The organism is Pseudomonas sp. B21128, from assembly GCF_044218865.1.
Lineage (GTDB): Bacteria > Pseudomonadota > Gammaproteobacteria > Pseudomonadales > Pseudomonadaceae > Aquipseudomonas > Aquipseudomonas iridis.
The window spans coordinates 1,131,158-1,156,719 of the sequence record NZ_CP162590.1; the positions used below are offsets into that span (position 1 = coordinate 1,131,158).

24 protein-coding genes are annotated in these 25,562 nt (G+C 59.9%); 12 read left to right on the forward strand and 12 right to left on the reverse strand.

Annotated elements, in window-relative coordinates; genetic code table 11:
- Positions 1-17: 17 nt before the first annotated feature.
- Complete coding sequence (gene yihA / locus AB4P91_RS04885) at positions 18-662, reverse strand: ribosome biogenesis GTP-binding protein YihA/YsxC (RefSeq protein ID WP_150595860.1); 645 nt, start codon at positions 660-662, stop codon at positions 18-20.
- Positions 663-879: 217 nt separating this feature from the next.
- Between yihA and AB4P91_RS04890 the strand changes: the two genes are divergently transcribed.
- The 7 genes from AB4P91_RS04890 to AB4P91_RS04920 all read left to right on the forward strand — a co-directional run bounded on the left by AB4P91_RS04890 (position 880) and on the right by AB4P91_RS04920 (position 8,155).
- Complete coding sequence (locus AB4P91_RS04890; RefSeq protein WP_150593745.1) at positions 880-1,137, forward strand: cytochrome c5 family protein; 258 nt, start codon at positions 880-882, stop codon at positions 1,135-1,137.
- Positions 1,138-1,182: 45 nt separating this feature from the next.
- Positions 1,183-1,794, forward strand: coding sequence for a cytochrome c (locus AB4P91_RS04895; RefSeq protein WP_150593281.1), 612 nt, complete (start codon positions 1,183-1,185; stop codon positions 1,792-1,794).
- A 188-nt stretch (positions 1,795-1,982) separates the two neighbouring features.
- On the forward strand, positions 1,983-2,624 hold the full coding sequence (locus AB4P91_RS04900) for a thiol:disulfide interchange protein DsbA/DsbL (RefSeq protein WP_150593282.1): 642 nt from the start codon (positions 1,983-1,985) through the stop codon (positions 2,622-2,624).
- Between the two features lie 14 nt (positions 2,625-2,638).
- Positions 2,639-3,517, forward strand: coding sequence for an endonuclease/exonuclease/phosphatase family protein (locus AB4P91_RS04905; RefSeq protein ID WP_150593283.1), 879 nt, complete (start codon positions 2,639-2,641; stop codon positions 3,515-3,517).
- Positions 3,514-5,583 carry a diguanylate cyclase gene (locus AB4P91_RS04910; RefSeq protein WP_395604422.1) on the forward strand — a complete coding sequence of 690 codons (2,070 nt, stop codon included), beginning with the start codon at positions 3,514-3,516 and terminating at the stop codon, positions 5,581-5,583. The genes AB4P91_RS04905 and AB4P91_RS04910 overlap by 4 nt, the downstream gene beginning before the upstream one ends.
- Before the next feature lie 99 nt (positions 5,584-5,682).
- Positions 5,683-6,468, forward strand: coding sequence for an N-acetylmuramoyl-L-alanine amidase (locus AB4P91_RS04915; protein ID WP_395604423.1), 786 nt, complete (start codon positions 5,683-5,685; stop codon positions 6,466-6,468).
- A 73-nt stretch (positions 6,469-6,541) separates the two neighbouring features.
- The gene (locus AB4P91_RS04920) at positions 6,542-8,155 is read left to right on the forward strand and encodes an EAL domain-containing protein (protein ID WP_395604424.1); all 1,614 of its coding nucleotides are present in this window, start codon (positions 6,542-6,544) and stop codon (positions 8,153-8,155) included.
- On the opposite strand, the gene AB4P91_RS04925 is transcribed toward AB4P91_RS04920, so the two are convergent.
- From AB4P91_RS04925 to AB4P91_RS04935, 3 genes are all read right to left on the reverse strand, one after another.
- Entirely contained in the window at positions 8,152-9,942 is a 1,791-nt protein-coding gene (locus AB4P91_RS04925) for a KinB sensor domain-containing domain (RefSeq protein ID WP_395604425.1), read from the reverse strand. The two genes, AB4P91_RS04920 and AB4P91_RS04925, sit on opposite strands and share 4 nt — an antisense overlap.
- 10 nt (positions 9,943-9,952) lie before the next feature.
- Positions 9,953-11,299 carry a sigma-54-dependent response regulator transcription factor AlgB gene (gene algB / locus AB4P91_RS04930; RefSeq protein WP_042556945.1) on the reverse strand — a complete coding sequence of 449 codons (1,347 nt, stop codon included), beginning with the start codon at positions 11,297-11,299 and terminating at the stop codon, positions 9,953-9,955.
- 122 nt (positions 11,300-11,421) lie between these two features.
- Entirely contained in the window at positions 11,422-11,601 is a 180-nt protein-coding gene (locus AB4P91_RS04935; RefSeq protein WP_395604426.1) for a hypothetical protein, read from the reverse strand.
- 125 nt (positions 11,602-11,726) lie between these two features.
- Between AB4P91_RS04935 and AB4P91_RS04940 the strand changes: the two genes are divergently transcribed.
- From AB4P91_RS04940 to AB4P91_RS04960, 5 genes are all read left to right on the forward strand, one after another.
- Positions 11,727-12,011 carry a hypothetical protein gene (locus AB4P91_RS04940; RefSeq protein ID WP_395604427.1) on the forward strand — a complete coding sequence of 95 codons (285 nt, stop codon included), beginning with the start codon at positions 11,727-11,729 and terminating at the stop codon, positions 12,009-12,011.
- Positions 12,012-12,085: 74 nt separating this feature from the next.
- Positions 12,086-12,250 (forward strand): DUF1328 domain-containing protein, encoded by a 165-nt coding sequence (locus AB4P91_RS04945; protein WP_042556943.1) that lies wholly within the window; start codon positions 12,086-12,088, stop codon positions 12,248-12,250.
- 2 nt (positions 12,251-12,252) lie between these two features.
- Positions 12,253-12,717, forward strand: coding sequence for an inhibitor of vertebrate lysozyme family protein (locus tag AB4P91_RS04950; protein WP_150593289.1), 465 nt, complete (start codon positions 12,253-12,255; stop codon positions 12,715-12,717).
- A 700-nt stretch (positions 12,718-13,417) separates the two neighbouring features.
- Positions 13,418-14,749 carry a glutamate/aspartate:proton symporter GltP gene (gene gltP / locus AB4P91_RS04955; RefSeq protein ID WP_395604428.1) on the forward strand — a complete coding sequence of 444 codons (1,332 nt, stop codon included), beginning with the start codon at positions 13,418-13,420 and terminating at the stop codon, positions 14,747-14,749.
- Positions 14,750-14,952: 203 nt separating this feature from the next.
- Positions 14,953-16,182, forward strand: coding sequence for a nucleoside recognition domain-containing protein (locus AB4P91_RS04960; RefSeq protein ID WP_150593291.1), 1,230 nt, complete (start codon positions 14,953-14,955; stop codon positions 16,180-16,182).
- Between the two features lie 116 nt (positions 16,183-16,298).
- Here the strand turns inward: AB4P91_RS04960 and AB4P91_RS04965 are convergent, their stop codons facing one another.
- The 8 genes from AB4P91_RS04965 to AB4P91_RS05000 all read right to left on the reverse strand — a co-directional run bounded on the left by AB4P91_RS04965 (position 16,299) and on the right by AB4P91_RS05000 (position 25,544).
- Complete coding sequence (locus AB4P91_RS04965) at positions 16,299-16,928, reverse strand: ABC-type transport auxiliary lipoprotein family protein (protein WP_395604429.1); 630 nt, start codon at positions 16,926-16,928, stop codon at positions 16,299-16,301.
- Positions 16,925-17,863, reverse strand: a complete 939-nt coding sequence (locus AB4P91_RS04970; RefSeq protein ID WP_150593293.1) for an MlaD family protein — start codon at positions 17,861-17,863, stop codon at positions 16,925-16,927. The genes AB4P91_RS04965 and AB4P91_RS04970 overlap by 4 nt, the downstream gene beginning before the upstream one ends.
- A gap of 1 nt (position 17,864) precedes the next feature.
- A complete protein-coding gene (locus AB4P91_RS04975) occupies positions 17,865-18,668 on the reverse strand; it encodes an ABC transporter ATP-binding protein (RefSeq protein ID WP_150593294.1) in 804 nt (267 codons plus the stop codon).
- Positions 18,665-19,813 carry an ABC transporter permease gene (locus tag AB4P91_RS04980; protein ID WP_150595867.1) on the reverse strand — a complete coding sequence of 383 codons (1,149 nt, stop codon included), beginning with the start codon at positions 19,811-19,813 and terminating at the stop codon, positions 18,665-18,667. The genes AB4P91_RS04975 and AB4P91_RS04980 overlap by 4 nt, the downstream gene beginning before the upstream one ends.
- A gap of 54 nt (positions 19,814-19,867) precedes the next feature.
- Positions 19,868-20,896, reverse strand: coding sequence for a DUF5924 family protein (locus AB4P91_RS04985; RefSeq protein ID WP_150593296.1), 1,029 nt, complete (start codon positions 20,894-20,896; stop codon positions 19,868-19,870).
- Between the two features lie 191 nt (positions 20,897-21,087).
- A complete protein-coding gene (locus AB4P91_RS04990; protein ID WP_150593297.1) occupies positions 21,088-22,476 on the reverse strand; it encodes a pitrilysin family protein in 1,389 nt (462 codons plus the stop codon).
- Between the two features lie 175 nt (positions 22,477-22,651).
- Positions 22,652-24,310, reverse strand: coding sequence for a Na/Pi cotransporter family protein (locus AB4P91_RS04995; protein ID WP_150593298.1), 1,659 nt, complete (start codon positions 24,308-24,310; stop codon positions 22,652-22,654).
- A gap of 466 nt (positions 24,311-24,776) precedes the next feature.
- On the reverse strand, positions 24,777-25,544 hold the full coding sequence (locus tag AB4P91_RS05000) for a TerC family protein (protein WP_150593299.1): 768 nt from the start codon (positions 25,542-25,544) through the stop codon (positions 24,777-24,779).
- Between the last annotated feature and the right edge of the window lie 18 nt (positions 25,545-25,562).

Sequence of the window (25,562 nt, forward strand, 5' to 3'; positions counted from 1 at the left end):
ACAATTTTGAAATTCTTTTACTCAGACGCCGTTTCGGCGCCCTTGTCGGCCAATTCCATCCAGTCCGCCAACACGGTGTAGGCCTCTTCCAGGCCCATGCGTTTTGGCGCCGAGAACAGCTGGATAGTCACCAGATCACCCCACCCCTTACGAATTTCCGCCTGAACCTTGAGCAGTGTGTTCTTCGCTGCGCCGTAGGTCAGCTTGTCCGCTTTGGTCAGCAGAATGTGCATCGGCATGCCGGCCGCAACGGCCCAATCGAGCATCAGCAGGTCGAAGTCGGTCATTGGATGACGGATATCCATCATCAGAATCAGACCCTTCAAACTCTCGCGGCCACCCAGGTAAGCCTCAAGGTGACGCTGCCAGTGCATCTTCAGCGGGATCGGTACTTTTGCATAACCGTACCCCGGCAGGTCGACCAGACGACGATCTTCGTCTAGCTTGAAGAAGTTCAACAGCTGTGTGCGACCCGGAGTTTTCGAGGTGCGCGCCAGGCTGGCGTGAGTCAGGGTGTTCAGGGCGCTGGATTTGCCGGCGTTGGAACGCCCGGCAAATGCCACTTCAAAGCCTTCGTCGTCGGGGCACTGATCGACTTTGGCGGCACTGAGCATGAACGTGGACTGTTGGCACAGGCCGAGGATGGGATTTTTGAGCTGCATGGGATTTCCGATGTGGGCGGCGCCGGGAATGGGCGCGGAACGCGGTGTCGCTTCCGTTTCAGTGACGCCAGTATATAATGCCGCAGATTTTGTGTGTGCTTTGTCCCAGCGAAGGACGAAGTTAACGAGAGCGACAGACCTTGATTGCGCATTAGAACGCAAAACGCTCTCAACCCTGAAAAGGTCGTTTAAATGGCTGCTGGCTGCCGGAGTCTTGATGCCGCTTTACAGCGCACAGGCTACACAGGATCCGGAAGCCGTGTACAACCGTGTTTGTAGTGCCTGTCATTCCGGCCAGCTACCCATGGCGCCCGAAAGAGGCGATCAGGCAGCTTGGACGCCGAGGTTGGCGAAAGGTATGGAGACGCTGGTGCAACACGTGACCCAGGGTTTCAAGGCGATGCCGCCGCGTGGTTTGTGCATGGACTGCAGTGCCGAGGATTACCAAGCCATCATCCTTTGGATGAGCGAGTAAGCCCGGTCCATAACTCTTAACCCTTAGCCGTAGTTGGATTAGCTGATGAACAAATTGATCGTGAGTCTGCTGTTGACCGTGGGAATAACGGGCTTCGCCCATGCTGCAGGTGATGCCGCAGCAGGTCAGGCGAAAGTCGCTGTATGCGGAGCCTGCCATGGCCCGGACGGGAACAGCATGGCGCCAAATTTTCCAAAACTGGCCGGTCAAGGTGAACGCTACCTGACCAAGCAGCTACACGACATCAAGTCGGGCAAGCGCGTAGTCCTGGAAATGACCGGTCTGCTGACCAACCTCAGCGATCAGGATCTGGCCGACATGGCTGCCTACTTCGCTAGCCAGAAAGGCAGTGTCGGCGCCGCCGATCCCAAGCTTGTGGAGCGCGGTGAAGCCCTGTTCCGTGGTGGCAACCTGACCAAAGGCCTGCCAGCCTGCACCGGCTGCCACTCGCCCAATGGCAGCGGCAACGCCGCTGCCGGCTTCCCGCACCTGGGTGGCCAACACGCTTCGTACATCGCCAAACAGCTCACCGATTTCCGCAAGGAAGAAGGCGGCCGTACCAACGATGGTGACACGATGACCATGCAGACCATTGCCAAGCGCCTGAGTGATGAAGACATCGCCGCGGTCTCCAGCTACATTCAGGGCCTGCATTAAGAGCCCTGACGGCAACGGACATCTCGCGCAACGTTAACGCTCGATTAATCCGTCGCAGCAAGTATAAAAAGGGTGGCTTTGGCCGCCCTTTTTTGTGGCTGCTGCCGTTACACTACAGAACTGATGCCCGCCAAGGCCTGTCTGAAAACAGGTCGCGCGAGGCGACCCAATTTGTCCAGGAGTAAAGCATGCGTAATCTGATCATCAGCGCCGCCCTCGTCGCTGCCAGCCTGTTCGGCGTGACTGCCCAGGCCGCTGAAGCCCCTGCCGCCCCTTATGTAGAGCTGAGCAATCCGGTGCCGGTTGCAGTGCCTGGCAAGATCGAAGTGGTAGAGCTGTTCTGGTACGGCTGCCCGCACTGCTACTCCTTTGAGCCAGTGATCAATCCGTGGGTTGAAAAACTGCCAGCCGACGTCAACTTCGTGCGTATTCCAGCCATGTTCGGCGGCCCATGGGACGCTCACGGCCAGATGTTCCTGACGCTGGAAGCAATGGGTGTCGAACACAAGGTTCACAGCGCCGTGTTTGAAGCGATCCAGAAGCAGCACAAGAAGCTGATCGACAAGAACGACATGGCTGACTTCCTCGCCACTCAAGGCGTGGACAAGGACAAGTTCCTCGCCACTTTCGACTCTTTCGCCATCAAGGGTCAGATCGTAAAGGCTCGCGAACTGGCCAAAAAGTATGAAATCACCGGTGTGCCAACCATGATCGTCAACGGCAAATACCGCTTCGACATCGGCTCCGCCGGTGGTGCCGAGCAAGCGCTGAAACTGGCTGACCAACTGGTTGCCAAAGAGCGAGCCACCAACAAGGCTGCTGCCAACTAAGCGCGGCAACCGTCATGCGCCGCTGGAAGACCGAACGCATCGTTGGCTTGCATGATCCGCAAGTCAACGAGCATCACCTGGCGTCCACGGGCCTGCCAGCGGATCATCGTCTGCGCTTGCTCAGTTTCAATATCCAGGTCGGTATCAGCACCGAGCGTTATCGGCACTACCTGACCCGCAGCTGGCAGCACCTGCTGCCGCACACCGGGCGCTCAGGCAATCTGCAGAAGATCGGCGACCTGCTCGGCGACTTCGACCTGGTCGCGTTGCAGGAGGCCGATGGCGGCAGCCTGCGCTCAGGCTACGTCAATCAAGTCGAACACCTGGCCCATCTCGGCGCCTTCCCCTATTGGTATCAACAACTCAATCGCAACCTCGGTCGACTGGCCCAGCACAGCAATGGCGTGCTCAGTCGTCTCAAGCCGTGGGCGATCGAGGATCATCCGCTGCCCGGCCCAAAAGGCCGCGGCGCGATCCTGCTGCGCTTCGGCGAAGGCCCGGAAGCGCTGGTGGTGGTGATGATGCATTTGGCCCTTGGCGCGCGCACGCGCAGCCTGCAACTGGCCTACATTCGGGATTTGATCGGTGGCTACAAACATCAGATATTGATGGGCGACATGAACACCCATGCCAGCGATCTGCTACAACAGTCGCCGTTACGCGATCTTGGCCTGCTGGCCCCGCAGGTGGAAGCGACATTCCCCAGCTGGCGTCCTCAGCGCTGCCTTGATCATATTTTGCTCAGCCCGACCCTGACCCTGGAAAAGGTCGAAGTGCTGGCACAACCGATTTCCGATCACCTGCCGGTCGCGGTAGAGATTCGTCTGCCGGGTTCGCTCACGGCCGATGCATTGCCCGCGTTGAGTCCTGCCCCTCGCGGAACCCCTGAATGAGCGACGAAGCCCAGCGCTGGAAAGAGAAATACCTCAAAAGCATCGAACAACAGGACAAACTCGAACGCCGTTGGGCTGCCAGGCTCGACCTCCTGCGTCGAGGCCTGGTGCGCAGCACGCTGGCCGCTGAGGGCACCGACCGCGTCGTTGATCAATGCATGAAAGAAATGCGCGACGTGGTGCGCTCCGACGACATGGACGCCGGCCTCGCCGCCCTATTGCCGCGCCTGGAAAAAGCCGTGCTTGATTCCGAGCAGCGTCGCGAAACCCGGATTGATCAGGTCAGCACTGCACTGAACGCGCTGGTGACTCAGCTGCAAGCATTGCCGCTGCCACGGGAAGTCGCCCAACCCCTGAAGAAATTTGCCAAACAACTGGATGGCCGTGTCGGTCAGGCCCGGGAACTGCCGCTGCTGCTGGGTGAGCTCAGCGGCCTGCAGGGCAAGGCGTTGAGTCAGGTGGAGACACCCGCCGAACCTGGCCGGCCGGGGTTGCTGCAAAGGCTTTTCGGCAGCCGAGACAGCGAGGAGGCGCCGGAACCTACGGCGCAAGCTCCAGTTGCGCCGACGGCACCACCGGCAGTTGCACCTGCACCTGCAGACGAATCCGCCCCAGAGCCTGTCGCAGTCACTGAACCACCGGTGATGGCTGTCGTTACCCAGGACGCCGCGCCAACCGCGATATCCGAAACACCTGCGCTCGCGCCTCAGGGGGAATCGCAAATAACGTCCTTCGTGCCGCCAACGGTGACCCGCGAAGTGATCAAAGCTGCACCTGAAGCAGAAGCAGACGCAGTCGAATCCGAGCCACAACCCGAAACCGCGCCATCACCTGCTCCGACGCCAGTTGTTTCACCTGCCGCCTTCAACCCCGACGAATTGATCCACCCCGGCGATCCAGAGCCGCTGTTCCTCGACACCCTGCCCCTGCCCCCACCCATCGCTCAAGCACTGGCGGCGATCGATCCGGAGCATTCCGAGCACGACATCCTCTTTGCCCTGCCGGATTCCCCGGAGCCGTCTTACAGCTCCGTGGCCAAACACATCGAAGACACGCTGATCGGCCTGCTCGACGACCTGACCCTGCCCGAGCGACATCGCCCACAAGCCGAAGCCATGCGCGAGCGGCTCAAGCATGGCTTGAATTGGTACGAACTGATCCCGATCCTCGACGATCTGGCCACGTTGATGCTGGCGATTACCGACAGCGGTCAGCACGAATTCGAAGCGTATCTGCAGCAACTCAACGAACGCCTCGAAGCGTTTCAGAGCAATTTGCAAGCCGCCAGCGACGGTCATGCCGACAACAGTTCGGCGGCGCGAGCAATGGACACGCAGATCCGCGAGCAAGTCGACGGCTTGCAGACCAGTGTCCAGGAGGCTGCCGATCTGGATGACCTCAAGCAGGTGTTGGAAAATCATCTCGAAGGCTTGCTTGGCACCATGGATCAACACCAGAAGCAGCGCGATGCCCGGGAGCAGGAAGTCGCGACGCGCCTCAAAGGTCTCTCCGAGCGCGTGGCGCACATGGAGCAAGAAGCCCAGGGCTTCCGCGAGCACCTTGAAGAGCAACGCCAGAAAGCCCTTATCGATCCGCTCACCAGCCTGCCCAACCGCGCGGCCTGGAGCGAACGTCTCGAGCATGAAATCAAGCAATGGCAGCAGCACGGCAACACGCTGAGCTTGGCAATGCTCGACCTTGATCACTTCAAGCGAATCAACGACAACTACGGCCATTTGGCTGGTGACAAAGTCCTGAAGATCATAGCCACGGTGTTGCGCAAACGCCTGCGCGGTTCCGATTTCATCGCACGTTTCGGCGGCGAAGAGTTCGTTCTGCTGATGCCGGCCACCCCGCCAGCGGTCGGTGCAAAACTGTTGGAAACCCTGCGCGCAGCGATCGAAGCGTGCCCGTTCCATTTCAAGGGTGAACGGGTGACGATCACGATCTCAATGGGACTGACATCATTCAAGCCAGGAGAACACAGCGATCTGGTGCTTAAAAGAGCCGATCAGGCGCTGTACCGGGCAAAAAATGGCGGGCGCAATCGAGTTGAGCTGGGCTGAGAAATTGTTCCATTTTGTTTAAATCCGCCCGCTGACCGTTCCGCCGCAAGGCAGTACGTTACACTGTTGCATTACTGTCTTGCGTAATTGCCCTCTGCCATGAAATTTTTTGCCCTCCTCGCGTCGCTACTCGTTCTGGCCGGTTGTGCCAGCGGCCCGCGTTATGACACCCGTCATCCTTCCGCCAACTACGACAGCCGTATCCAGTTCGTGGTCGTGCATTACACCTCGGCTTCCCTCGAGCGTTCGCTGCAGTTGCTGACCCACGGTGAGGTCAGCAGTCACTACCTGATCGGTGACGACCAGCGCGCCACTGTTTACAAGCTGATGGACGAAAACCAGCGCGCCTGGCACGCCGGTGAGAGCCAATGGCAGGGCCGCACCTGGCTCAACTCCAGCTCCATCGGTATCGAAATCGTCAACCCTGGCTTCAAAGACACCCCAACCGGCCGCCTGTGGTATCCCTACAGCGAAGCGCAGATTCAAGCGCTGATCGTCCTGCTCAAAGACATCAGCAAGCGCAACGGCATCAGCCCGCAGCACATCATCGGTCATAGCGACATCGCCCCCCTGCGCAAGCTTGATCCAGGGCCACTGTTCCCGTGGAAGCGTCTCGCCGCCGAAGGTCTGGGCGTGTGGCCGAATGAACAGGCCGTAGCGCGCCAGCAAGCGTTGTTCACCAGCGGCGAGCTGCCGAGCATCAGCTGGTTTCAGGCGCAATTGGCCCATCTGGGCTATGAAACGCCGCAGACTGGCGAGCTGGACGTCGCGACGCGCCACGTCCTCGCCGCGTTCCAGATGCACTTCCGCCCTTCGCGGTTTGACGGCACCCCGGACGCGCAAACGGCGGCGTTGCTGCTGGTTCTAAATCAGACAAAATACTGACGCCCGCCCGACGGTCAGGGCGAACTTCCAATCAGCAGCTATAACTCATTGGTAATTCTTCGGATATTCCATGATGGCTGCTACCCGAGCGACGCTGCGTAGCTGGTTTTATCGCCCAGGGTTTTTGGCGATGATCGCGGCCGTCCTCAGTGCAGGCCTGTTGTTCAGCGGCGCAATGTTCGTGGCGATGCGCCAGGTCGAACAAAGTGAAAGTCAGGTGATGAACGCTCAGGGCGAGCGCTTTCTCGCCCGGCTCGAGCAGTTGTTCGGACAACTACGCGAAAGCCTCGACGATCTCGAAGCCCAGCCGTTGCGCAGTTGCGACGACGAGATGATCGCCACGCTGCGGCAAGTCACCTTCAACTATCGCTTCGTCTATGAAGCGGCTTATATGGACGCCTCGCGAATCTGTTCCAACCGTCCGCGCGAGGAAGGCCTGTCGGTTTTCCGCGCACCGGACATCATTGGCCCGACCTACAGCTACTGGCTGAACACCACGACCGAACCCGACGAAAACCGCGCAGCATTGATGCTGGGGCGCGGCAATTTTCGGGTGGCTACATCACGCGGGCATTTGACCGATATGGTCGACCTTTCACCCGGCAGCAGCCTGCTGGTGGTGCTGGACCACGGCTCCCGCGCGATTCCGGTGCTCGGCACGGCGCAGACATGGCCACCAGCGGAACCCTGGCCGCCAAAAAGCCGCGACGCCCTGCAAGTCACCCAGAATCGATTGATCTACCGCATGCCCACCGATAACCCGGAATATCAGTTGGTGTTGATCACGCCGCGCACCGGCATGCAGATCCCCGCCATCTGGTGGTGGATAGTCCCGGCCTGCCTGGTGCTGGGCGCTGTTGTAGGGTTCTGCATATTTTTGCTGGTGCGCCAGCGTCAGTCACTGGATGCCGAACTGCACGGCGCCATCCGCCGCGGCGAACTGCAAGTGCTCTATCAACCGATCTTCGACCTCGACAGCCGCAACTGCGTCGGCGCTGAAGCCTTGCTGCGTTGGCGCCGTCCGGACGGCACATTGACCAGCCCGGACCTGTTTATCCCGCTGGCGGAAAATACCGGGCAGATTCGCCAGATGACCGACTTTGTCCTTCAGCGCCTACTGGAGCAATTGGGGCCAGTGTTGCGCGCCAATCCGCAGCTGTATATCTCAGTCAACCTTGCCGCATGCGACGTGATGGTGCCGCGCATCGGCCCGGTCATGGCGCGGCTGCTGGCCCTGCACAGAGTGGCAGCCAAGCAGATTGCCTTCGAGGTCACCGAGCGCGGCTTGATTGATGTCGTGGTCGCCCGGGATAACCTGCAAGCGCTGCGCGATCTGGGCCATCAAGTGCTGATCGACGATTTCGGCACCGGCTATTGCAGCCTTGCCTACCTGCAAACCCTGCCGGTGGATTGCCTGAAAATCGACAAGGCGTTCATCGACGCACTCGGCCATGACGCCGCCAGCAGCGGCGTCGCTCCGCACATCATTCACATGGCGCAGGCCTTGGATCTTAAGGTGATTGCCGAAGGGATCGAGCTGGAATCGCAAGCCGAACTGCTCAGCAGCGAAGGTGTGAAGTTTGGTCAGGGCTGGCTGTTCGCCCATGCCCTGAGTGCAGTGCAGTTCATCGAACTGATCACCCGCGGACGGCGAATGGCAGGGCGCCGGATGGATGACGAAGCCTAAACCGCCAACGCCATATAAAACTGCGTGCCCTGCCCCGGCCGCGAATAAACGCCCATCCTTCCCCCATGCAACTGAACAATCTCCTTGCACAGCGCCAGGCCGAGCCCGGCTCCGCCCTTCTTGCGCCCGACCTGAACGAACGGCTCGAAGATCCGCCCTTGCTGGCCGTAAGCAATGCCTTCGCCATTATCCTCGACGCTGATGATCACCCGCTCGCCATGGCGACGTGCCTGCAATCGGATCTGGCCGTCACGGGCGGTATGGCGCAAGGCGTTATCGATCAGGTTGTCGAGCACCCGTTCAAGCTGTGCCTGGTCAGCCTGCAAGCGTGGCAATGGCCCTTGTATTTCCACAGTCAAATCGATGCCTTTTTCCACCGCCAAATCGGCAAAGCGTAACTGCGCCTGCGCCAGCAAATCTTCGATGGAACACGGCGCGAGCGTCAGTTTCTGCAAGCCGTTCTGGTAACGCGAGAAGTTGAGCAAGTCATTGATCAATTGCATCAGGCGCTGCATTTCTTCGTTGACGGTGTCGAGCAGGTCGGCCTCGCGGGACTCCGGGGCAAACTTCGCCCGCTCGCGGAACAGCCCGAACGCCATGTGCATGCCGGTCACCGGCGTTCGCAGTTCATGGGACGCGCGCAGGACGAACTCGCTGCGCACCCGCTCGAAGGCTCTTTGCTCGGTGACATCGTGCAACACCATCACCGCGCCAAGAATGTGACCTTGAGTGTGGCTGACCGGGGTCAGGCTATAGGTCAGCAGGCGCGACTCGCCATCGACCTCGATACTCAAGTCTTCCGGCGCCCGCTCCAGGGTACCGCCGCGCAACACCAGTTGCAGCTGCTCATCCAGTTCAGGCCGCTCAAGTGCGCTGCCCAAGCCTTGGCCGAGGCGGTCGTCGTCCCAGCCCAATTGGCGCTGGGCGACCGGGTTGAGGTGCTCGAGATGGCCTTGGCGGTCGATCATCAACAAGCCGTCGTCGATGCTGTCGAGCACCGCCTGCAAGCGTTGCTGGCCGGCCAGTAGCTCATCGACGTTGGTGGCCTGGTGCTCGCGCAGCGCTTCGGCCATCAGCCCGAACCGGCGTGAGAGCAAATTCACTTCCATCGCCGAGGAGGTCGGCAGCGTCACTTCGAAATTGCCCTGGCCAATGTTATCGGCCGCTTTGGCCAGCGCCTCGATGGGCGCACCAAAGCGTCGGGAAATCCCGTGGGCAGTAACGAACCCGATGATCAACACCGCCAGCCCGACCAACCCGAGCAGGCTCGCAATCAGCAACGCCCGGTCGCGGGCCGCGTGCTGCACCGAATTAATGTTGTCGAGCGCCTGCTTATGCTCGGCGATCAAGCCATTGCGCAAAGTGTTGAAGCGTTCACGAAGGTCACCGTTGCCACTCAGGGCCGAACCCGGGTCACGGGACTGATCAAACACCTGGAGAAACTTAAGATAATCGGATTTGGCCTGCGAGAACCCGTATTGCCGGCCATCGCCTTCCTCTTCTTGAGCAATGCCTTCGTCAAGCAACTGGAAATAATGTTGCTTGGACGCCTCGAACGCCACCGGGTCAGGCGTCTCGGCAAGCATCATGATCAGCTGATCGCCGAGGGTCTGGCGCAGTTTGAGCCCCAGGTCGAGGGTGACAAAGTTGTTGCGGATCAATGTTTCCTGAGTGCCGGCCATCTGCATCACGCTGACCAGCCCGAGCAACAGCCCAAGCAGGGCCACGGTGATGAGCGCGGATATGCTGAGGAACAACCGGGTCCGCAACTTCATCGCCAGTTTCATCGTCGGGCACTCACAGGTTGTACTGCTTGCGCTTGCGATACAGCGTCGAGGCGTCGATGCCCAAGGTTTTCGCGGCTTGATCCAGCGTACCGGCGGTGGCGAGTACTGCACCGATGTGGGCTTTCTCCAACTCATCCAGGCTGAGCGCGGCACCGACGCGTGGCGCATTGTTGGCCGGTTGCTCAGCCATGCCCAGGTGAGTGATCTCCACCCGTTCCTGCGGGCAGATGATGCTCGCCCGCTCGACCACGTTGCGCAGCTCGCGAATGTTGCCCGGCCAACGGTAGCCGAGCAGCGCCTCACGGGCCTCGTCACTGAAACCCCGCGCCGGACGTGCATACTCTTTGACGAAGCGCGCAAGGAAGCGATCGGCCAGCGTCAGAATGTCCTCGGCGCGCTCGCGCAACGGTGGCAGGTGCAAGGTGATGACGTTGAGGCGATACAGCAAGTCTTCACGGAAGCGACCATCGCGAACCATGTCTTCGAGGTTAAGGTTGGTCGCCGCCAGAATCCGCACATCGGCGCGGCGAGTCACCGGGTCGCCTACCCGCTCGTATTCCTTGTCCTGAATGAAACGCAGCAACTTGGGTTGCAACGTCAAAGGAAAATCGCCGATCTCGTCGAGAAACAGCGTGCCGCCGTCTGCCTGGTTGACTCGACCCAGGGTACTTTCGCTGGCGCCGGTAAACGCCCCGCGACTGTGACCGAACAACTCGCTTTCCATCAGCTCGGCGGTCAGCGACGGGCAGTTGATGGTCACGCAGGATTTCTTCTCGCGTTTGCTCCAGCCGTGAATCGCTCGGGCCAGCTCGCCTTTACCGGTGCCGGACTCGCCAAGAATAAGAATGTTGGCATCGGTACCCGCCACTTGCCGCGCAGTTTCCAGAACGACTTTCATCGCCGGGCTGTGGGAATCGAGGCCGTCCTTGGGCTTGCGGATTTCGCCTTCCAGCGCTTCAAGACGCGCCGAGAGCTGGCGCACTTCCAATTGCTTGGCAGTCGCCAGCCGCAATTGGTCCGGGCTGCACGGTTTGACCAGATAGTCGGCGGCGCCGGCCTGGATCGCGTCCACGGCCGTGTCGACAGCCGAGTGAGCGGTGACGATCACCACTCGCATCCACGGTGCCTGAATGCGCATCTGCGCCAGTACGTCGAGGCCATTGTCTTCGCCCAGACGTAAATCAAGGAAGCACAAGTCAAACACCTGACGTTGCAGCAGCGCCTCGGCCTGAGCCGCACTGTTAGCGGTGGCCACCGTATAGCCTTCATCTTCGAGGCAATAGCGGAAAGTTCGCAGGATGGCGGATTCATCATCTACCAGCAGAATGCGGCCTTGTTGCTCAGTGGCAGATTCCATTTTTCCTACGCTCCATAGTGATTGGTCTTGAGTTAGTCCCGGAAAAATCGGGCAAGTTGCATGGTTGATTCTGAACGATGCCAGCTATAAGAGGGTAGCCCTCTCCTGTCTTTACGGCTAATTCACTGATTTTGTTGATTTTTTAAACAATCACCGATTTGCAGGCCTTTACCTGCGTCCTTTTCTGACATCTGCGCCCCACTCTCAATTCCATAAGAATGAATTCTCCTACGAAAAAATCGTGCATTGCGCACGACCGCAGATGCTCCATCGTGCAGGATGCGTCCGATGGTATTTTTCACAATCGCATAACCTATTGATTTTATTGGATATTTTTTAGATAAAAAACTGGCATGCAGGCTGCAATATCTTGTTTATCCCGGGCAGATCAGAACTGCCCCAACCGAATAAGCGTGAGGAACCCAGGATGACTCGCCAACGTGCCGCCCAAATGCGTATCTCGCCTCTGCATATCCAGCAAGGTCTGTTTGGCGTGCTCGCCCTGTTGATCACCCTGATCGCGTGTCAGCAATACCTGAGCTGGGAAAACAGCCAGAAACCTGAGCCGCTGATCTCGATCCAGCACAGCACGCAGAAGCACTTCAGTGCCGTCAGCAGCACGGCGGTCGAGAGCGCCTCGATGCGCATGATGGAAGTCGACCAGGCGCAGCCAATGGATCAGCTGCCGCGTGAAGAGCGCTGGGTTTTCTAATTGAATTAACCGGATTCGGGCGCGATGCGCCGGAACACGCAACATCCCTAAATAGAGAAGTAAGGAGAATCACCATGTTGAGTTGGGCAATCACATTCTTGATCATTGCCATCATCGCTGCGGTACTGGGCTTCGGTGGTATCGCGGGCACCGCCACGGGTATCGCCAAGATTCTCTTCGTCGTGTTCCTGGTGATGTTCGTCGTATCGTTCTTCATGGGCCGTCGCGGCCGAGGTTGACGATGAGCGCTTTAAAGACACTGGCAGCCGCCCTGCTTTTGGGCGGTAGTGCCATGGCGATGGCGGCCAACGACGGCCAGGCGCGGGTCAACGAACTGTTAAGTTCAGACTCGCAGTACAGGGAAACCTGGCAAGGCGTGGTGAAGAAGGAAGAACGCCTGCCGGAATGGGTGATGAACCTGTCCGGCACTTCCGAACAGCAGATGAATGCTGTGGAAGAAGATGGCGACAAGTACCTTGTTGGCCCGCTCTGCGAAAATGCAGACAAGTGCCTCAATCACCGCTTGATCGTTGCGTTCAGCTTCGACAAGGACGATGCCTACGGCATGCTGGTTGATGTGCCCGAAGGCCTGCCGTCCGACAAGTCGCCGACGCGACATGCCACTTACAGGTTCCTCGGCAAGCCTGATCAGGGCATGCAGGATCTGTTGATGGAAACATTGAAAAAAGACCCTAAGTGGTACTGAGTTTGAACATGAGGGCAGCGCCTGCGCTGCCCTCTATTGCGCCCACCCGATGAAGGTCGGCGCATGACCAGGGGGCCGGGACGTTCTGACTGCTACAGAGTCGGAGTGACCTACGGGTACAGGGAGTGCCTGCGCAAGGGCCGGGTCAGGGTAAAAGCTGTCGCAAGTTCGTCAATCCAAAGGGGTTCGACGGGCTTGCGCCAAGCTTTCATTTAAGCAAAACGTTGATCGAGAGCGTCCAGCCCCTTCTTTTATCGTCCACACTGCGCGCAAAAACATTACGCGGTGTTTCCTGACGACCGTATATCGAGAAAGAGACCGTTTAAACAGTCGGACTTTTGGTCTCCAGAAGTAGGCTTTTTCCTAAAAATTCTGTCGACATTTCTCGCTCGAAAAATAATTAATTGATGCTGCGATGGCCGGTTCACGGCACTTATGCCGGCCGAAATGTCACAATCGAACCGGTTGGGACGCCAGTTTCATTTAAAAAAGCTCATGCCGATTCGGCATAGGGTAGGCGTTTACGGCATTAGACGGCGCAACCTTGCATCGGAATAGTTGCGCCTTTTTTCGCTTGCCGAAGAGCCGTCAATGCGCGCTTCGGGGCACCTTATACGGAGGCAGATGCACAGACTTTTCCGCTAAAAAGCGTTCCAGTTCCTGCATGTGCCTGAGTCAAACGCAAGTAAGGGTAAAGATAATGAAGAAGGCAAAAATTAGCCTCGCCTGGCAGATCCTCATCGGTCTGGTTCTGGGGATTGCAATCGGCGCGTTGCTCAACCACTTCAGTGCCGAGAAGGCCTGGTGGATCAGCAACGTCCTGCAACCGGCAGGCGATATCTTTATCCGTCTGATCAAGATGATCGTGATCCCGATTGTCATCTCGTCCCTGATCGTCGGCATCGCCGGCGTGGGCGACGCCAAGAAACTCGGGCGTATCGGCCTGAAGACGATCATCTATTTCGAAATCGTCACCACCATCGCCATCGTCGTCGGTCTGGTGCTGGCCAACCTGTTCCACCCGGGTACCGGCATCGACATGATCACGTTGGGTACGGTGGACATTTCCAAGTACCAGGCGACTGCCGCCGAAGTACAGCATGAACACGCGTTCATCGAGACCATTCTCAACCTGATCCCGTCGAACATCTTTGCGGCCATGGCCCGCGGCGAAATGCTGCCGATCATCTTCTTCTCCGTGCTGTTCGGTCTCGGTCTGTCGAGCCTGCAGTCGGACCTGCGCGAGCCGCTGGTGAAGATGTTCCAGGGCGTGTCGGAAAGCATGTTCAAAGTCACCCACATGATCATGAACTACGCCCCGATCGGCGTATTCGCACTGATCGCGGTGACCGTGGCCAACTTCGGCTTCGCTTCCCTGATACCGCTGGCAAAACTGGTGATCCTGGTTTACGTCGCCATCGCCTTCTTCGCTTTTGTGGTGCTGGGCCTGATCGCCAAGCTGTTTGGCTTCTCGGTGTTGAAGCTGATGCGCATCTTCAAGGATGAACTGGTACTGGCCTACTCCACCGCCTCCTCGGAAACCGTGCTGCCGCGCGTGATCGAGAAAATGGAAGCCTACGGCGCGCCGAAAGCCATCTGCAGTTTCGTGGTACCGACCGGTTACTCGTTCAACCTCGACGGTTCGACCCTGTACCAGTCCATCGCCGCGATCTTCATTGCCCAGTTGTATGGCATCGACCTGTCGATCAGTCAGCAACTGTTGTTGGTGCTGACCCTGATGGTCACCTCCAAAGGCATCGCCGGTGTACCGGGCGTGTCCTTCGTGGTGCTGCTGGCGACCTTGGGCAGCGTGGGTATTCCGCTCGAAGGCCTGGCGTTCATCGCCGGTGTCGACCGCATCATGGACATGGCCCGTACCGCGCTGAACGTGATCGGCAACGCGCTGGCCGTGCTGGTTATCTCGCGCTGGGAAGGCATGTACGACGACGCCAAAGGCGAGCGCTACTGGAACTCCCTGCCGCACTGGCGCAGCAAGGAAAAACTGCCGGCGGGTGAAATCTCCAAGAATTGACACAAAACCCCGTGGGGGCTGGCTTGCCAGCGATGAGGCCAGCCCATTCAACATCTTGGTTGACTGACACCCCCCCATCGCGGGCAAGCCCACTCCCACAGGGATCACCGCCAGCCGTTATAAACAAACCCCGGAGAAATCCGGGGTTTGTCGTTTCTGGCGACCCCGTTATCATTCGCCGCATCTTCCGGGGGATTTGACTGATGCTTAATGGCCTGTGGCTTGGCTTCTTCATCGTGGCAGCCGTGTCGGCGCTGGTGCAGTGGCTGGTCGGCGGTAACGCCGGGATCTTTGCGGCGATGGTGGAAAGCATTTTCGCCATGGCCAAGCTCTCGGTCGAAGTCATGGTGCTGCTGTTCGGCACGCTCACCCTGTGGCTGGGTTTCCTGCGCATTGCCGAAAAGGCCGGGATCGTCGACTGGCTGGCCAAAGTATTGGGGCCGTTGTTTCTGCGCCTGATGCCTGAGGTTCCGCCCGGCCACCCGGCGCTCGGCCTGATCACCCTGAACTTCGCCGCCAACGGTCTCGGTCTGGACAACGCTGCCACGCCGATCGGCCTCAAAGCCATGAAGGCGTTGCAGGAACTCAACCCCAGCGCGACCATCGCCAGCAACGCGCAGATCCTTTTCCTGGTGCTCAACGCTTCCTCCCTGACCCTGCTGCCGGTAACGATCTTCATGTACCGCGCCCAGCAAGGCGCGCCGGATCCGACCTTGGTGTTCCTGCCGATTCTGCTGGCGACCAGTTGCTCGACCATCGTCGGCTTCCTGTCGGTAGCCTTCATGCAGCGTCTGCGGGTCTGGGACCCGGTGGTACTGGCGTATCTGATTCCCGGCGCGCTGATCCTCGGGGCGTTCATGGCGCTGCTGGGGACGATGTCGGCCACGGCGCTGGCGGGGCTTTCGTCGATCCTCGGCAATCTCACGTTGTTCGGGCTGATCATGCTGTTTCTGGTGATCGGCGCTTTACGCAAAGTGAAGGTTTACGAGGCCTTCGTTGAAGGCGCGAAGGAAGGCTTCGACGTCGCCAAGAACCTGCTGCCGTATCTGGTCGCGATGCTCTGCGCCGTCGGCGTATTGCGCGCATCCGGGGCGCTGGATTTTGGTCTCGACGGGATTCGCCATCTAGTCGAATGGGCCGGTTGGGACACGCGCTTCGTTGATGCGCTGCCCACAGCGATGGTCAAACCGTTCTCTGGCAGCGCTGCGCGCGCGATGCTGATCGAAACAATGCAGACCTCGGGCGTGGACAGCTTCCCGGCGCTCGTCGCGGCGACGGTGCAGGGCAGTACCGAGACGACGTTCTATGTGCTGGCGGTGTATTTCGGTGCAGTGGGGATTCAGCGCGCAAGGCATGCCGTGGGTTGCGCGCTGTTGGCGGAACTGGCCGGCGTGATCGGCGCCATCACCGTGTGCTACTGGTTCTTCGGCTAAGCACAAAACCCTGTGGGAGTGGGCTTGCCCGCGATGAGGTCAGCACATCCAGATTAACCAGTGGCTGTTACACCGCCATCGCGGGCATGCCCGCTCCGACAGGGATTGGCGATGAGCTATCGTTGCGATTCGGGCGCCAGTTTCTGGCCTTGGTCTACGGCCCAATCCACGACTTTGGCGGTAAGACGATCACTCGCCTGACCAAACCCCGCCACCACCGCCGGCACCTTCACGTCATTGAGCGGCTGACGTTCTTCAAACCGGCGACTGGCCAGGATTCGCTGGTCATAGCCGCGCACCAGTAACGCATCGAGGCGCACGACGACGCTGGCCTGGGTGTCCTGATACTCGGTCTGAAACGCCTGCAAATTCCCGCCCAGCTCCAGATCCGCCTGAAAGTTGCTGTCATCGGTGCTCAGCAAGGTCACCCGGCCATCGCGCTGAAAACCGTCGAGCAGCCGATTGCGCAGCAACACCGGCGCCGGATCGCTCCAGCGCGAAGCCTTGTAGCTGCTGATCACGTCACCCTGCGGGATCACCGCGATGGTGGGCCGGTTCAGCGCTTCGCTGGCCTGCAACTTGTTCAAGCGCAGCGACCACGGCTGTGTCGCCGGCGAACCGCGCGAGGCGAGCGCCTGCGCTGCCGGCAAGCGGTAGACGTCCAGCGGCTCGGATTCGGGGAAGATCGTGCACGCGCTGATCAGCGTAAGGCCAGTGGCGAGGAGGGCGAGGCGGGTCAGCTTCATGGCGTGAACTCCTTGTTCTTGTCACTGCCCAGCAGGTAACCGCTGGGGTTGGCCTCCAGACGTTGGGAAATGGCCCGCAGCGAAGTCAGGGTTTCGCGCAGTTCGCGGATCGCCGGCGCCAGGCCGTTGAGGCCCTGCATGCCGCTGTCGAGGGAATTCTGGTTCTTGTTCAGCAACGCATTGATGGTGACGCTGCTGTCTTCCAGCGACTTCATCGCCTGCTCGGCGCTGCCCAGCGCCTGTTTGCCCTGATCGTTGAGCAGGCCGTTGGCGTTACGCATCAACGCCGAGGTCTGTTCGAGCATGCTGCCGGCCTGTTTGCCGACGCTCGCCAATTGCTGCATGGCCTGGCGAATGTCGCCGCGCTGATCGTTGATGGTGCCGGTGGTCTGTTCGAGATGGGCGAGTGTCTTGCTGACGCGTTCGACATTATCCTCGGAGAACATCTGATTAGCGTTGTGCAGCAGGGCACTGATGCCGCTCATCAAGTCGTTGCTGTCATTGAGCAGCCGCGAGATAGGCGAGGGCGACGCGATGATCACCGGGAGCTTGCCGTCATGCCCCTTGAGGGTCGGGCTGTGCGGCGTGCCGCCGCTGAGCTGAATGATCGAGGTGCCAGTGATCCCGGTCAGTGCCAGTTTGGCCTGGGTGTCTTCCTTGACCGGCGTATCGCCGCCGAGACGAATCCGCGCCAGCACCCGCCGTGGGTCCTGCGGATCGAGGCGCAGGCTGACCACGTCGCCGACCTTGATCCCGCTGTACTGCACCGAACTGCCCTTGGAAAGGCCACTGACCGCCTCGTTGAACACCACCTCGTAATCCTTGAACTCGGTGTCGACGCTGGATTTGGCCAGGAACAGGCCGAAGAGCAGGGCGCCGGCCACCACCAGCACGGTGCACAGGCCAATCAACACATGATGCGCTCGGGTTTCCATGTCAGACCTCGTTGAGCAGTTTGGCGGCGTCCAGCGCCGAGCGGCCGCGCGGGCCGTGGAAATATTCGTGAATCCACGCGTCATCGGTTTCCGAGACCACGTCGATGGCATCGGCCACCAGCACTTTTTTCTGCGCCAGCACCGCCACCCGGTCGGTGATGGTGTAGAGCGTGTCGAGGTCGTGGGTCACCAGAAACACACTCAGACCCAACGCATCACGCAGGGTCAGGATCAATTGGTCGAACGCCGCCGCGCCAATTGGATCAAGGCCGGCGGTGGGTTCGTCGAGAAAAAGAATGTCCGGGTCCAGCGCCAGGGCCCGGGCCAGAGCGGCGCGCTTGATCATGCCGCCGGACAGCGACGCCGGGTATTTGTCTGCCGCCGACAGCGGTAACCCGGCCAGCGCCAGTTTGACGGCGGCCAGATGCTCGGCGTCTTCGCGGCTCAGGCCCGCGTGTTCGATCAGCGGCAGAGCGACGTTCTCGGTCACGGTGAGCGAAGAGAACAGCGCACCTTTCTGAAACAGCACGCCAAAGCGTCGTTCGATCAACGAGCGCTCATGCTCCGCCAGGCTCGGCAGATTCTGGCCGAACACTTTGACGATGCCCTCGCTGGGCCGGCGCAGGCCGACAATGCTGCGCAGCAGTACCGATTTGCCGCTGCCGGAGCCGCCGACCACGGCGAGAATTTCACCTTTGTACAAATCCAGATCGAGGTTCTCGTGCACGCTTTGCGTACCGAAGCGGTTGCACAGGCCACGGACTTCAATCACCGCCTCCGAGGGCGCACGGGGTAGACGACTCACCAGCCCATCTCCATGAAGAACAGCGCAGCCACCGCGTCGAGCACGATCACCACGAAAATCGACTGCACCACACTCGACGTGGTGTGTGCGCCGACCGATTCGGCGCTGCCACTGACCTTGAAGCCTTCCAGGCAGCCAATCGCCGCAATCAGAAACGCGAAGATCGGCGCCTTCACCAGACCGACCAGAAAATGCTGAACGCCGATGTCGCTTTGCAGCAGCGAGAGGAACATCGCCGGCGAGATATCCAGCGACACCGCGCAGACCACGGCACCGCCGATGATTCCGCAGATCATCGCCAGAAAGGTCAGCAGCGGCAGCGCCACCAGCAACGCCAGCACGCGCGGCACAACCAGCAGCTCCATCGGATCAAGGCCGAGGGTGCGAATCGCGTCGATTTCCTCGTTGGCCTTCATCGACCCGATTTGCGCGGTGAACGCACTGGCGGTGCGCCCGGCCATCAGGATCGCGGTGAGCAAAACACCGAACTCACGCAGGAAGGCAAAACCCACCAGATCGACGGTGAAGATGCTCGCGCCAAAACTGGCCAGCACCGTCGCGCCGAGAAACGCCACCACAGCCCCCACCAGAAAGGTCAGTAACGCCACGATCGGCGCGGCGTCGAGGCCGGTCTGTTCAATGTGCGCGATCACCGGCGTGATGCGCCAGCGCTTGGGCCGGAACAGGCCACGGGCGATGGTTTCCAGAATCAGGCCGACGAAGCCGAGCAGTTGCAGGGTGTCTTGCCAAACGGCATCGACGGCGCGGCCGATGCGCGTCAGCAATTGCACGCTGACGCTGATTTCCGGTTCCTTGATCGGCACGCAGAAATCGGTCAACGACTGATACACGGTTTGCAGCAGGGCGCGGTCGGCGCTGGAGATTGTGCAATCGGGATGTTCGGCGGATTTGCCGAGGCGCTCGGAGCCGAGCAGTTCCACCAGCAACGAGGCGCCAGCGGTGTCGAGGGCGCCGAGGCCGTTGAGGTCGATGGGCGTGTCGGTGTCGTACTGGCCGCGCAGGGTTTCGCTCAGATGTTTGAGCTCGGTGTAATGGGCAAGCGTCCAGTCCCCGCTGATCCGCAGGCGGACAGGGGTGTTGGACGTGTCCAATTGGGCGCTGCCTGTCATCGAGCTGCTGGTCATAAGCTCCGTGCTTGTTCGGCTTCTAAGCGAACTAACGTAATAGCACGATCCGGATTACTTTTCTTTGACCGGTGTGCTGTCGGTGATTTCAAAGCGCAGCACACCGATCAGCTGGCCATCCTCGGTCAACACCCGTACTTGCCATTTGCCCGCCGGGTTGCCGGGGAAGTTCTGTTTGTGCGTCCACGCCCGGTAGCCTTGCTTGCGCCCGCCGTGGATGTCGAGGGCGATGCGGTCGACCTCTTTGCCGTTGAACTGCCAGACGTGATAAATCCGCTCATCGAGCCCACGCGGTGCGTTGATCGCGGTGTAGGCGTAGAGGCCGCCGTTGCGGATCTGCTCGGCGCTGACCTTGTCGAGGCTGGCGCCAGGGGTACGATCCTGCATTTGCGTGCTGATGGCCACGTCGGTCATCCACAACGTCGCCGGCGGCACCCACGAACGCAGCGCCCAACCGACGCCGCCGATGCCGACGGTGATAAACAGAATCGCCAGCGCGTTACGCACCGTGCGGATCGGGAAGATCGACGCCAGGCTCGGGAACGAAAGCAGCACAGCAATCCCCAGCGACCATTTGAAACTTTGCGCAGTGGTCAGGTGCATGATCACCGGCAGCGCCGTGAGCAGGGCGGCGAACAGGGTCAGGGTGTGCAACGCGAGAAACGCCCAGCGCCGTGGCGCCAGCCATTTGTAATAGAGCGGATCGACGATAGAGATCAGCGCGGCGACGCTGAGCAGGCCGGTGAAGATCAGTTGGCCGCTGTTCCACGTCGTGGTGATGAAAAAGAACGGCAGGACAAAAAACAGGCTTTCCTGATGGATCATCTGCGTCGCGTAACGCAGCAGAGGCTGCGGGATTTCCCGTTTGAAAATCCGCGTGAAAAGCCCGGTGAGGGTGTTTTCCAGCATCAGCCAGATCCAGCTGAGCAGCATGATCACCGTGATCCAGCTCGCCAATCCCTGCTGGCGATCGACCAGCATGAAACTGCCGACCCCCGAGATGAAACCACCCAGCGCGATGACCCCGGGGTAGCGCTTCATCAGCTCGATAATGCGCTGGATAAGGAGGGTCAGTCTGGACATTTTGGCGGTTCACGACGATAGGGGGGAAAACCTCGACAGAGTAGCGCCCACCGGGCCATGTGGCGAGGTTGGCAGTCAGCTAAATTCACCGCAGTACCCTGTGGGCGCGAGCTTGCGCGCGAATGCGGTGGCTCACGTAAAATTGCAGTGACTGACACGACGCCTTCGCCAGCAAGCTCGCTCCCACAGGTTTACTGCCTGGCTGACTTGCGGTGGTACACACGCCAGCCGATCAACATCAGCAGCACCAGACCCACCCCACCTGCCGCTACCCACAACACCTGATCATCACTGATCAGCGGCTTCTCGATCCGCAGATACCCCGGTTGCAACATCAACTCACGCATCGCCTTGTTCGCCGTTTCCAGCGTCACGCCTTGCAGCTCCCGCGCAGGGTTGGCGAAGCGGCCGTCCTGATAATCGCTCAGCGCGCTCCAGTAATAATCGGCCATCGCGCTGTTGCCTTGTACCGCCCAGGCCTGGTGGGCGATGGCGGCCTGTTTGATCCGGGCGAAGGTGTCAGGGTCGAGACCGTTTTTCAGCAAGTCAGCCTTGAGGTCTTCCAGGACCTGGATGGCTTCGTCGACGTTATCGCGATCCAGGTCGGCGTTGAGACTCATGAAGCCGACGCCGCCGAACACTTCGCGTTCGGCCCATGGCCCGTAGGACAACCCGTGGTTCAGGCGGATCTGCCGGTACAGCGCCCAGTCGAGGTAATCCTTGAGGATATCGAAGGTCTGGTCGTACTGATCGTCCAGCACCGGCTCCGGCACCAACCAGTGCAACTTGGCGCTGTCACCCATGAAGCCGCGGGTGAGGGTGCGCTCGTGGGCGGCGCTGGTGCTGATGTCCGGCAGCGGACGGTGCTCGCTGGGTTCGACCGGTTCGAGGGCGCCCCACGTGCGTTCCAGATAAGCCGGCAGCAGTTTGTCGAGTTCGCCGACGATGATCAGGGTCATGTTGTTCGGCGCGTACCAGGCCTGGCGCACTTTCTCTAACTGCTCTTGGGTCAGATGATCGACTTCGGCGCGTTGCGGGCATTTCAGGCCCAGTTCGACGGCCAGTTGATTGCTCGCGGTGTGGCCCAGATCCTGCCGATCAAGAAAACGTCGCAGGCGCGTGTAATGGCCGCCGTCTTCACGCTCGACCACGCGTTTGGCGGCGTTGATCGCGTTGTCGTCGATGCGGGTCTGGGTCAGCAGAGCCAGCAGCAGGTCGAGCACCTTGCGCTGGTTCTTCGCCGGGGCTTCGATGACGAAGGTGGTGTCGGCATTGCTGGTAAAGGCGTTCCATTCGCCGCCCAGGGCCTGCATGCGTTCTTCGAGACCACCTTCGCCAGTGGCGTCAATGCCGCTGAACAGCAGATGTTCGAGCAGGTGTGGCAGCTCTTTTTCGTCGCAGTCAAAATCGTCGAGACCGACGCCGACCACCAGACGGATCGCCACGTGCCCACGCTCGGTGCCGGGCTTGAGCATCAGCTGCAAACCGTTGGGCAGCGCATAACCTTCGACCTGAAAACGATCCAGGGCGAAGGAGGGTAGAGAACCGAGCAATAGACAGGCGAACAACAGGCAACGCATAACAGGCTTCCATACGGCTGATTTGGAGATCCGTGTCGTCAGTCCGGCCGTCATCGCTGGCCAGCCAGCTACCACAGGGATCTATGGCGCACAAAACCCTGTGGGAGCTGGCTTGCCAGCGATGACGGCCGTGAGGCTGAACTCTGAGTTACTGACTGACCACAACCGCAGACGTTCAAGGCGAATGCGTAATGTCGCTCATATCATCCGCCGCCAGCGCGCCGGTATCCGCCGTTTCCAGCACCACATACGCACTGCCGCAGAACAGCGAATTGAGCCGCCGCATGTCCGCAATCAATTCCAGGTGCAGCGAACTGGTTTCAATACTCTGCACGATCTTGCGTTGCAATCGGCTGACATGCGCGTGGGCCAAACGCCGTTCCTGTGCGCGAAAGCGACGTTTCTCGCGCAATAACTGCCGGGCACTTTCCCGGTCGCCGCTGAGAAACACCGACAGCCCCAACCGCAGGTTGGCGATGAGTTGTTGATGCAGGACGGCCAGATCCTCCAGCCCCTCTTCGGAAAACGAACGACGTTGCGAAGTCTTCTGCTGCTGGATCTTGCGCAGCATGCGTTCGATGACATCGCTGGACAGTTTCAGGTTGATCGCCAACTCGATGATCTCCGCCCAGCGTCGACTGTCCCGCTCGCCAAGATCCTCGCGGGGCATTTGCGCCAGATACAGCTTGATTGCGCTGTACAGCGCTTCGACGTCATCGGTCAGCCGGCGCATCTCCTGAGTGACGGCGGTCTGCTTGCCGCGCAACACATCGAGAGTGGCATCGAGCATGTTGTCGAGCAGATCGCCCATGCGCAGGGTTTCCCGCGCGGCGTTGGCCAGCGCCAGGCTTGGCGTGACCAGTGCGGTCGCGTCGAGATGACGCGGTTTGGCGGTGCCGTTGACCTCCGGCCGCTCAGGCAACAGCCAGGCACACAGCCGTGCCATCGGCCCGACACTCGGCAGCAGGATCAGGCAGCGCGCGGTGTTGTAGAGCAGATGGAAGCCGATGACCATTTCCTGCGGGCTGAAATCGAGACTGTCGATCCAGTGCACCAGCGGATCGAGCACCGGGATGATCAGCAGCAGGCCGATCAGCTTGTATAACAAACTGCCGAGCGCCACCTGCCGGCCCGCCGCGTTCTGCATGCTGGTACTCATGAACGCGAGAATGCCGCTGCCGATGTTGGCGCCGATCACCAGACCGATCGCCACCGGCAGACTGATCACCGCTGCTCCGGCCAGTGTGGCGGTAAGCAGCACGGCGGCGAGGCTGGAATAGGAAATCATCGCGAACAGCGCGCCGACCAAGGCGTCGAGAAGGATATCGCCGGTCAGCGAGGCGAAAATCACCTTCACCCCTTGCGCATGGGTGATCGGCGCAGCGGCCTCAACGATCAATTGCAGCGCGAGAATAATCAGCCCCAGACCGATGGATACGCGCCCCATCTGCCCGAGCCGCGTCTGTTTGCGCGACAGAAAGAAAATCACCCCGACAAAAATCAGCAGCGGCGACAGCCACGACAGGTCGAAGGTCAGTACCCGGGCCATCAACGCCGTACCGACGTCGGCGCCGAGCATGGTCGCCAGCGCCGGGGTCAGCGCCATCAGGCCCTGGCCGACAAAAGAGGTGACGAGCATGGCGGTGGCGTTGCTGCTCTGCACCATCGCGGTCACGACGATGCCGGCGACAAAGGCCAGCCATTTTTTCGACATATTCTGGCCAATCACATGGCGCAGCTGGGTGCCGTACACCCGCAGGATGCCGGTTCGAACGATGTGCGTGCCCCAGATCAGCAGGGCGACGGCGGAAAGCAGATTGAGCAGGGTGAGCATGCAAACCCCCTGAAATAGCAGCGCTCCAGAGGAGCAAGTTGACGGTGCCGCGCGGTTTCTACGTTCTGATACATAAGCTGTAGTTGGCTAACGGTCTGCGCGCCAGCATTGCACAGCTAAAGTGCAGATTGAAACAAAAGTGTCATGAAAAGGCGTTCATTCACGTTCTCCACAAACAAGGCAAAACCCTGTGGGAGCTGGCTTGCCAGCGATGCGTCGGCACAGCAAACATTGATGTCGACTGACACCCCGTTATCGCTGGCAAGCCAGCTCCCCACAGGTTCTTCTGTCTGCGTGAACTACGGTTTTTCAAGCATCAAACACAAAAATCACAAACAACAAAAAACCTGTGGGAGCCTGGCTTGCCAGCGATGGCGATCGTTCAGCCAACATTTCTGTCAACTGACACACCGCTATCGCTGGCAAGCCAGCTCCCACAGGTTTTGTACTGGCTTGAAAATCCGGGTTACTGCCCCGGGATGTCCTTGCGCAGTTTCACCGGATCTTGCTGCTGTTTCTTCTTGGCCATTGCGCCACGCAGTTTGATGTTGATCGCTTCCACTGCCAGCGAGAACGCCATGGCGAAGTAGACGTAACCTTTGGGCACATGCACATCGAACGATTCTGCGATCAGCACAGTACCGACCACCAGCAGGAACGACAGCGCCAGCATCTTCAGCGACGGGTGTTTGTCGATGAATTCGCTGATAGTCCCGGCCGCCAGCATCATCACCAGCACGGCAACGATGATCGCTGCAACCATGACTGGAACGTGCGAGACCATGCCGACAGCGGTGATCACCGAGTCCAGCGAGAAGACGATGTCGATGATCGCGATCTGGATGATGGTGTAGAGGAAGTTGCCGCCCTTGCCGCTTGGCGTGTCGTCGCTTTCGTCTTCGCCTTCCAGCGCGTGGTACATCTCTTGCGAGCTCTTCCACAGCAGGAACAGACCACCGAAGAACAGGATCAGGTCGCGACCGGAAATACCTTGGCCGAACACCACAAACAGATCGGCCGTCAGGCGCATGACCCAGGTAATCGACAGCAGCAACAGGATCCGCGTGACCATGGCCAGCGCCAGACCGAAGATCCGGGTGCGCTGCTGCATGTGTTTGGGCATGCGGCTGACCAGGATCGAAATCATGATGATGTTATCGATACCGAGGACGATTTCCAGGGCGGTCAGGGTAAAGAAGGCAACCCAGATTTCAGGGTTGGTCAGCCATTCCATGTGTATTCCTTTGAGCGA

Bases quoted from the DNA above. Each gene is read 5' to 3' on its own strand.
- AB4P91_RS04890 (WP_150593745.1), top strand. From the start codon at position 880: ATGCCGCTTTACAGCGCACAGGCTACACAGGATCCGGAAGCCGTGTAC.
- gltP (WP_395604428.1), top strand. From the start codon at position 13,418: ATGAAGAAGGCAAAAATTAGCCTCGCCTGGCAGATCCTCATCGGTCTG.
- AB4P91_RS04995 (WP_150593298.1), bottom strand. From the start codon at position 24,310: ATGCTCACCCTGCTCAATCTGCTTTCCGCCGTCGCCCTGCTGATCTGG.
- AB4P91_RS04920 (WP_395604424.1), top strand. From the start codon at position 6,542: ATGGCTGCTACCCGAGCGACGCTGCGTAGCTGGTTTTATCGCCCAGGG.
- AB4P91_RS04970 (WP_150593293.1), bottom strand. From the start codon at position 17,863: ATGGAAACCCGAGCGCATCATGTGTTGATTGGCCTGTGCACCGTGCTG.
- AB4P91_RS04960 (WP_150593291.1), top strand. From the start codon at position 14,953: ATGCTTAATGGCCTGTGGCTTGGCTTCTTCATCGTGGCAGCCGTGTCG.
- AB4P91_RS04965 (WP_395604429.1), bottom strand. From the start codon at position 16,928: ATGAAGCTGACCCGCCTCGCCCTCCTCGCCACTGGCCTTACGCTGATC.
- AB4P91_RS04915 (WP_395604423.1), top strand. From the start codon at position 5,683: ATGAAATTTTTTGCCCTCCTCGCGTCGCTACTCGTTCTGGCCGGTTGT.
- AB4P91_RS04925 (WP_395604425.1), bottom strand. From the start codon at position 9,942: ATGAAACTGGCGATGAAGTTGCGGACCCGGTTGTTCCTCAGCATATCC.
- AB4P91_RS04950 (WP_150593289.1), top strand. From the start codon at position 12,253: ATGAGCGCTTTAAAGACACTGGCAGCCGCCCTGCTTTTGGGCGGTAGT.
- AB4P91_RS04985 (WP_150593296.1), bottom strand. From the start codon at position 20,896: ATGTCCAGACTGACCCTCCTTATCCAGCGCATTATCGAGCTGATGAAG.
- AB4P91_RS04980 (WP_150595867.1), bottom strand. From the start codon at position 19,813: ATGACCAGCAGCTCGATGACAGGCAGCGCCCAATTGGACACGTCCAAC.
- AB4P91_RS04940 (WP_395604427.1), top strand. From the start codon at position 11,727: ATGACTCGCCAACGTGCCGCCCAAATGCGTATCTCGCCTCTGCATATC.
- AB4P91_RS04905 (WP_150593283.1), top strand. From the start codon at position 2,639: ATGCGCCGCTGGAAGACCGAACGCATCGTTGGCTTGCATGATCCGCAA.
- AB4P91_RS04990 (WP_150593297.1), bottom strand. From the start codon at position 22,476: ATGCGTTGCCTGTTGTTCGCCTGTCTATTGCTCGGTTCTCTACCCTCC.
- algB (WP_042556945.1), bottom strand. From the start codon at position 11,299: ATGGAATCTGCCACTGAGCAACAAGGCCGCATTCTGCTGGTAGATGAT.
- AB4P91_RS04945 (WP_042556943.1), top strand. From the start codon at position 12,086: ATGTTGAGTTGGGCAATCACATTCTTGATCATTGCCATCATCGCTGCG.
- AB4P91_RS04910 (WP_395604422.1), top strand. From the start codon at position 3,514: ATGAGCGACGAAGCCCAGCGCTGGAAAGAGAAATACCTCAAAAGCATC.
- AB4P91_RS04895 (WP_150593281.1), top strand. From the start codon at position 1,183: ATGAACAAATTGATCGTGAGTCTGCTGTTGACCGTGGGAATAACGGGC.
- AB4P91_RS05000 (WP_150593299.1), bottom strand. From the start codon at position 25,544: ATGGAATGGCTGACCAACCCTGAAATCTGGGTTGCCTTCTTTACCCTG.
- yihA (WP_150595860.1), bottom strand. From the start codon at position 662: ATGCAGCTCAAAAATCCCATCCTCGGCCTGTGCCAACAGTCCACGTTC.
- AB4P91_RS04900 (WP_150593282.1), top strand. From the start codon at position 1,983: ATGCGTAATCTGATCATCAGCGCCGCCCTCGTCGCTGCCAGCCTGTTC.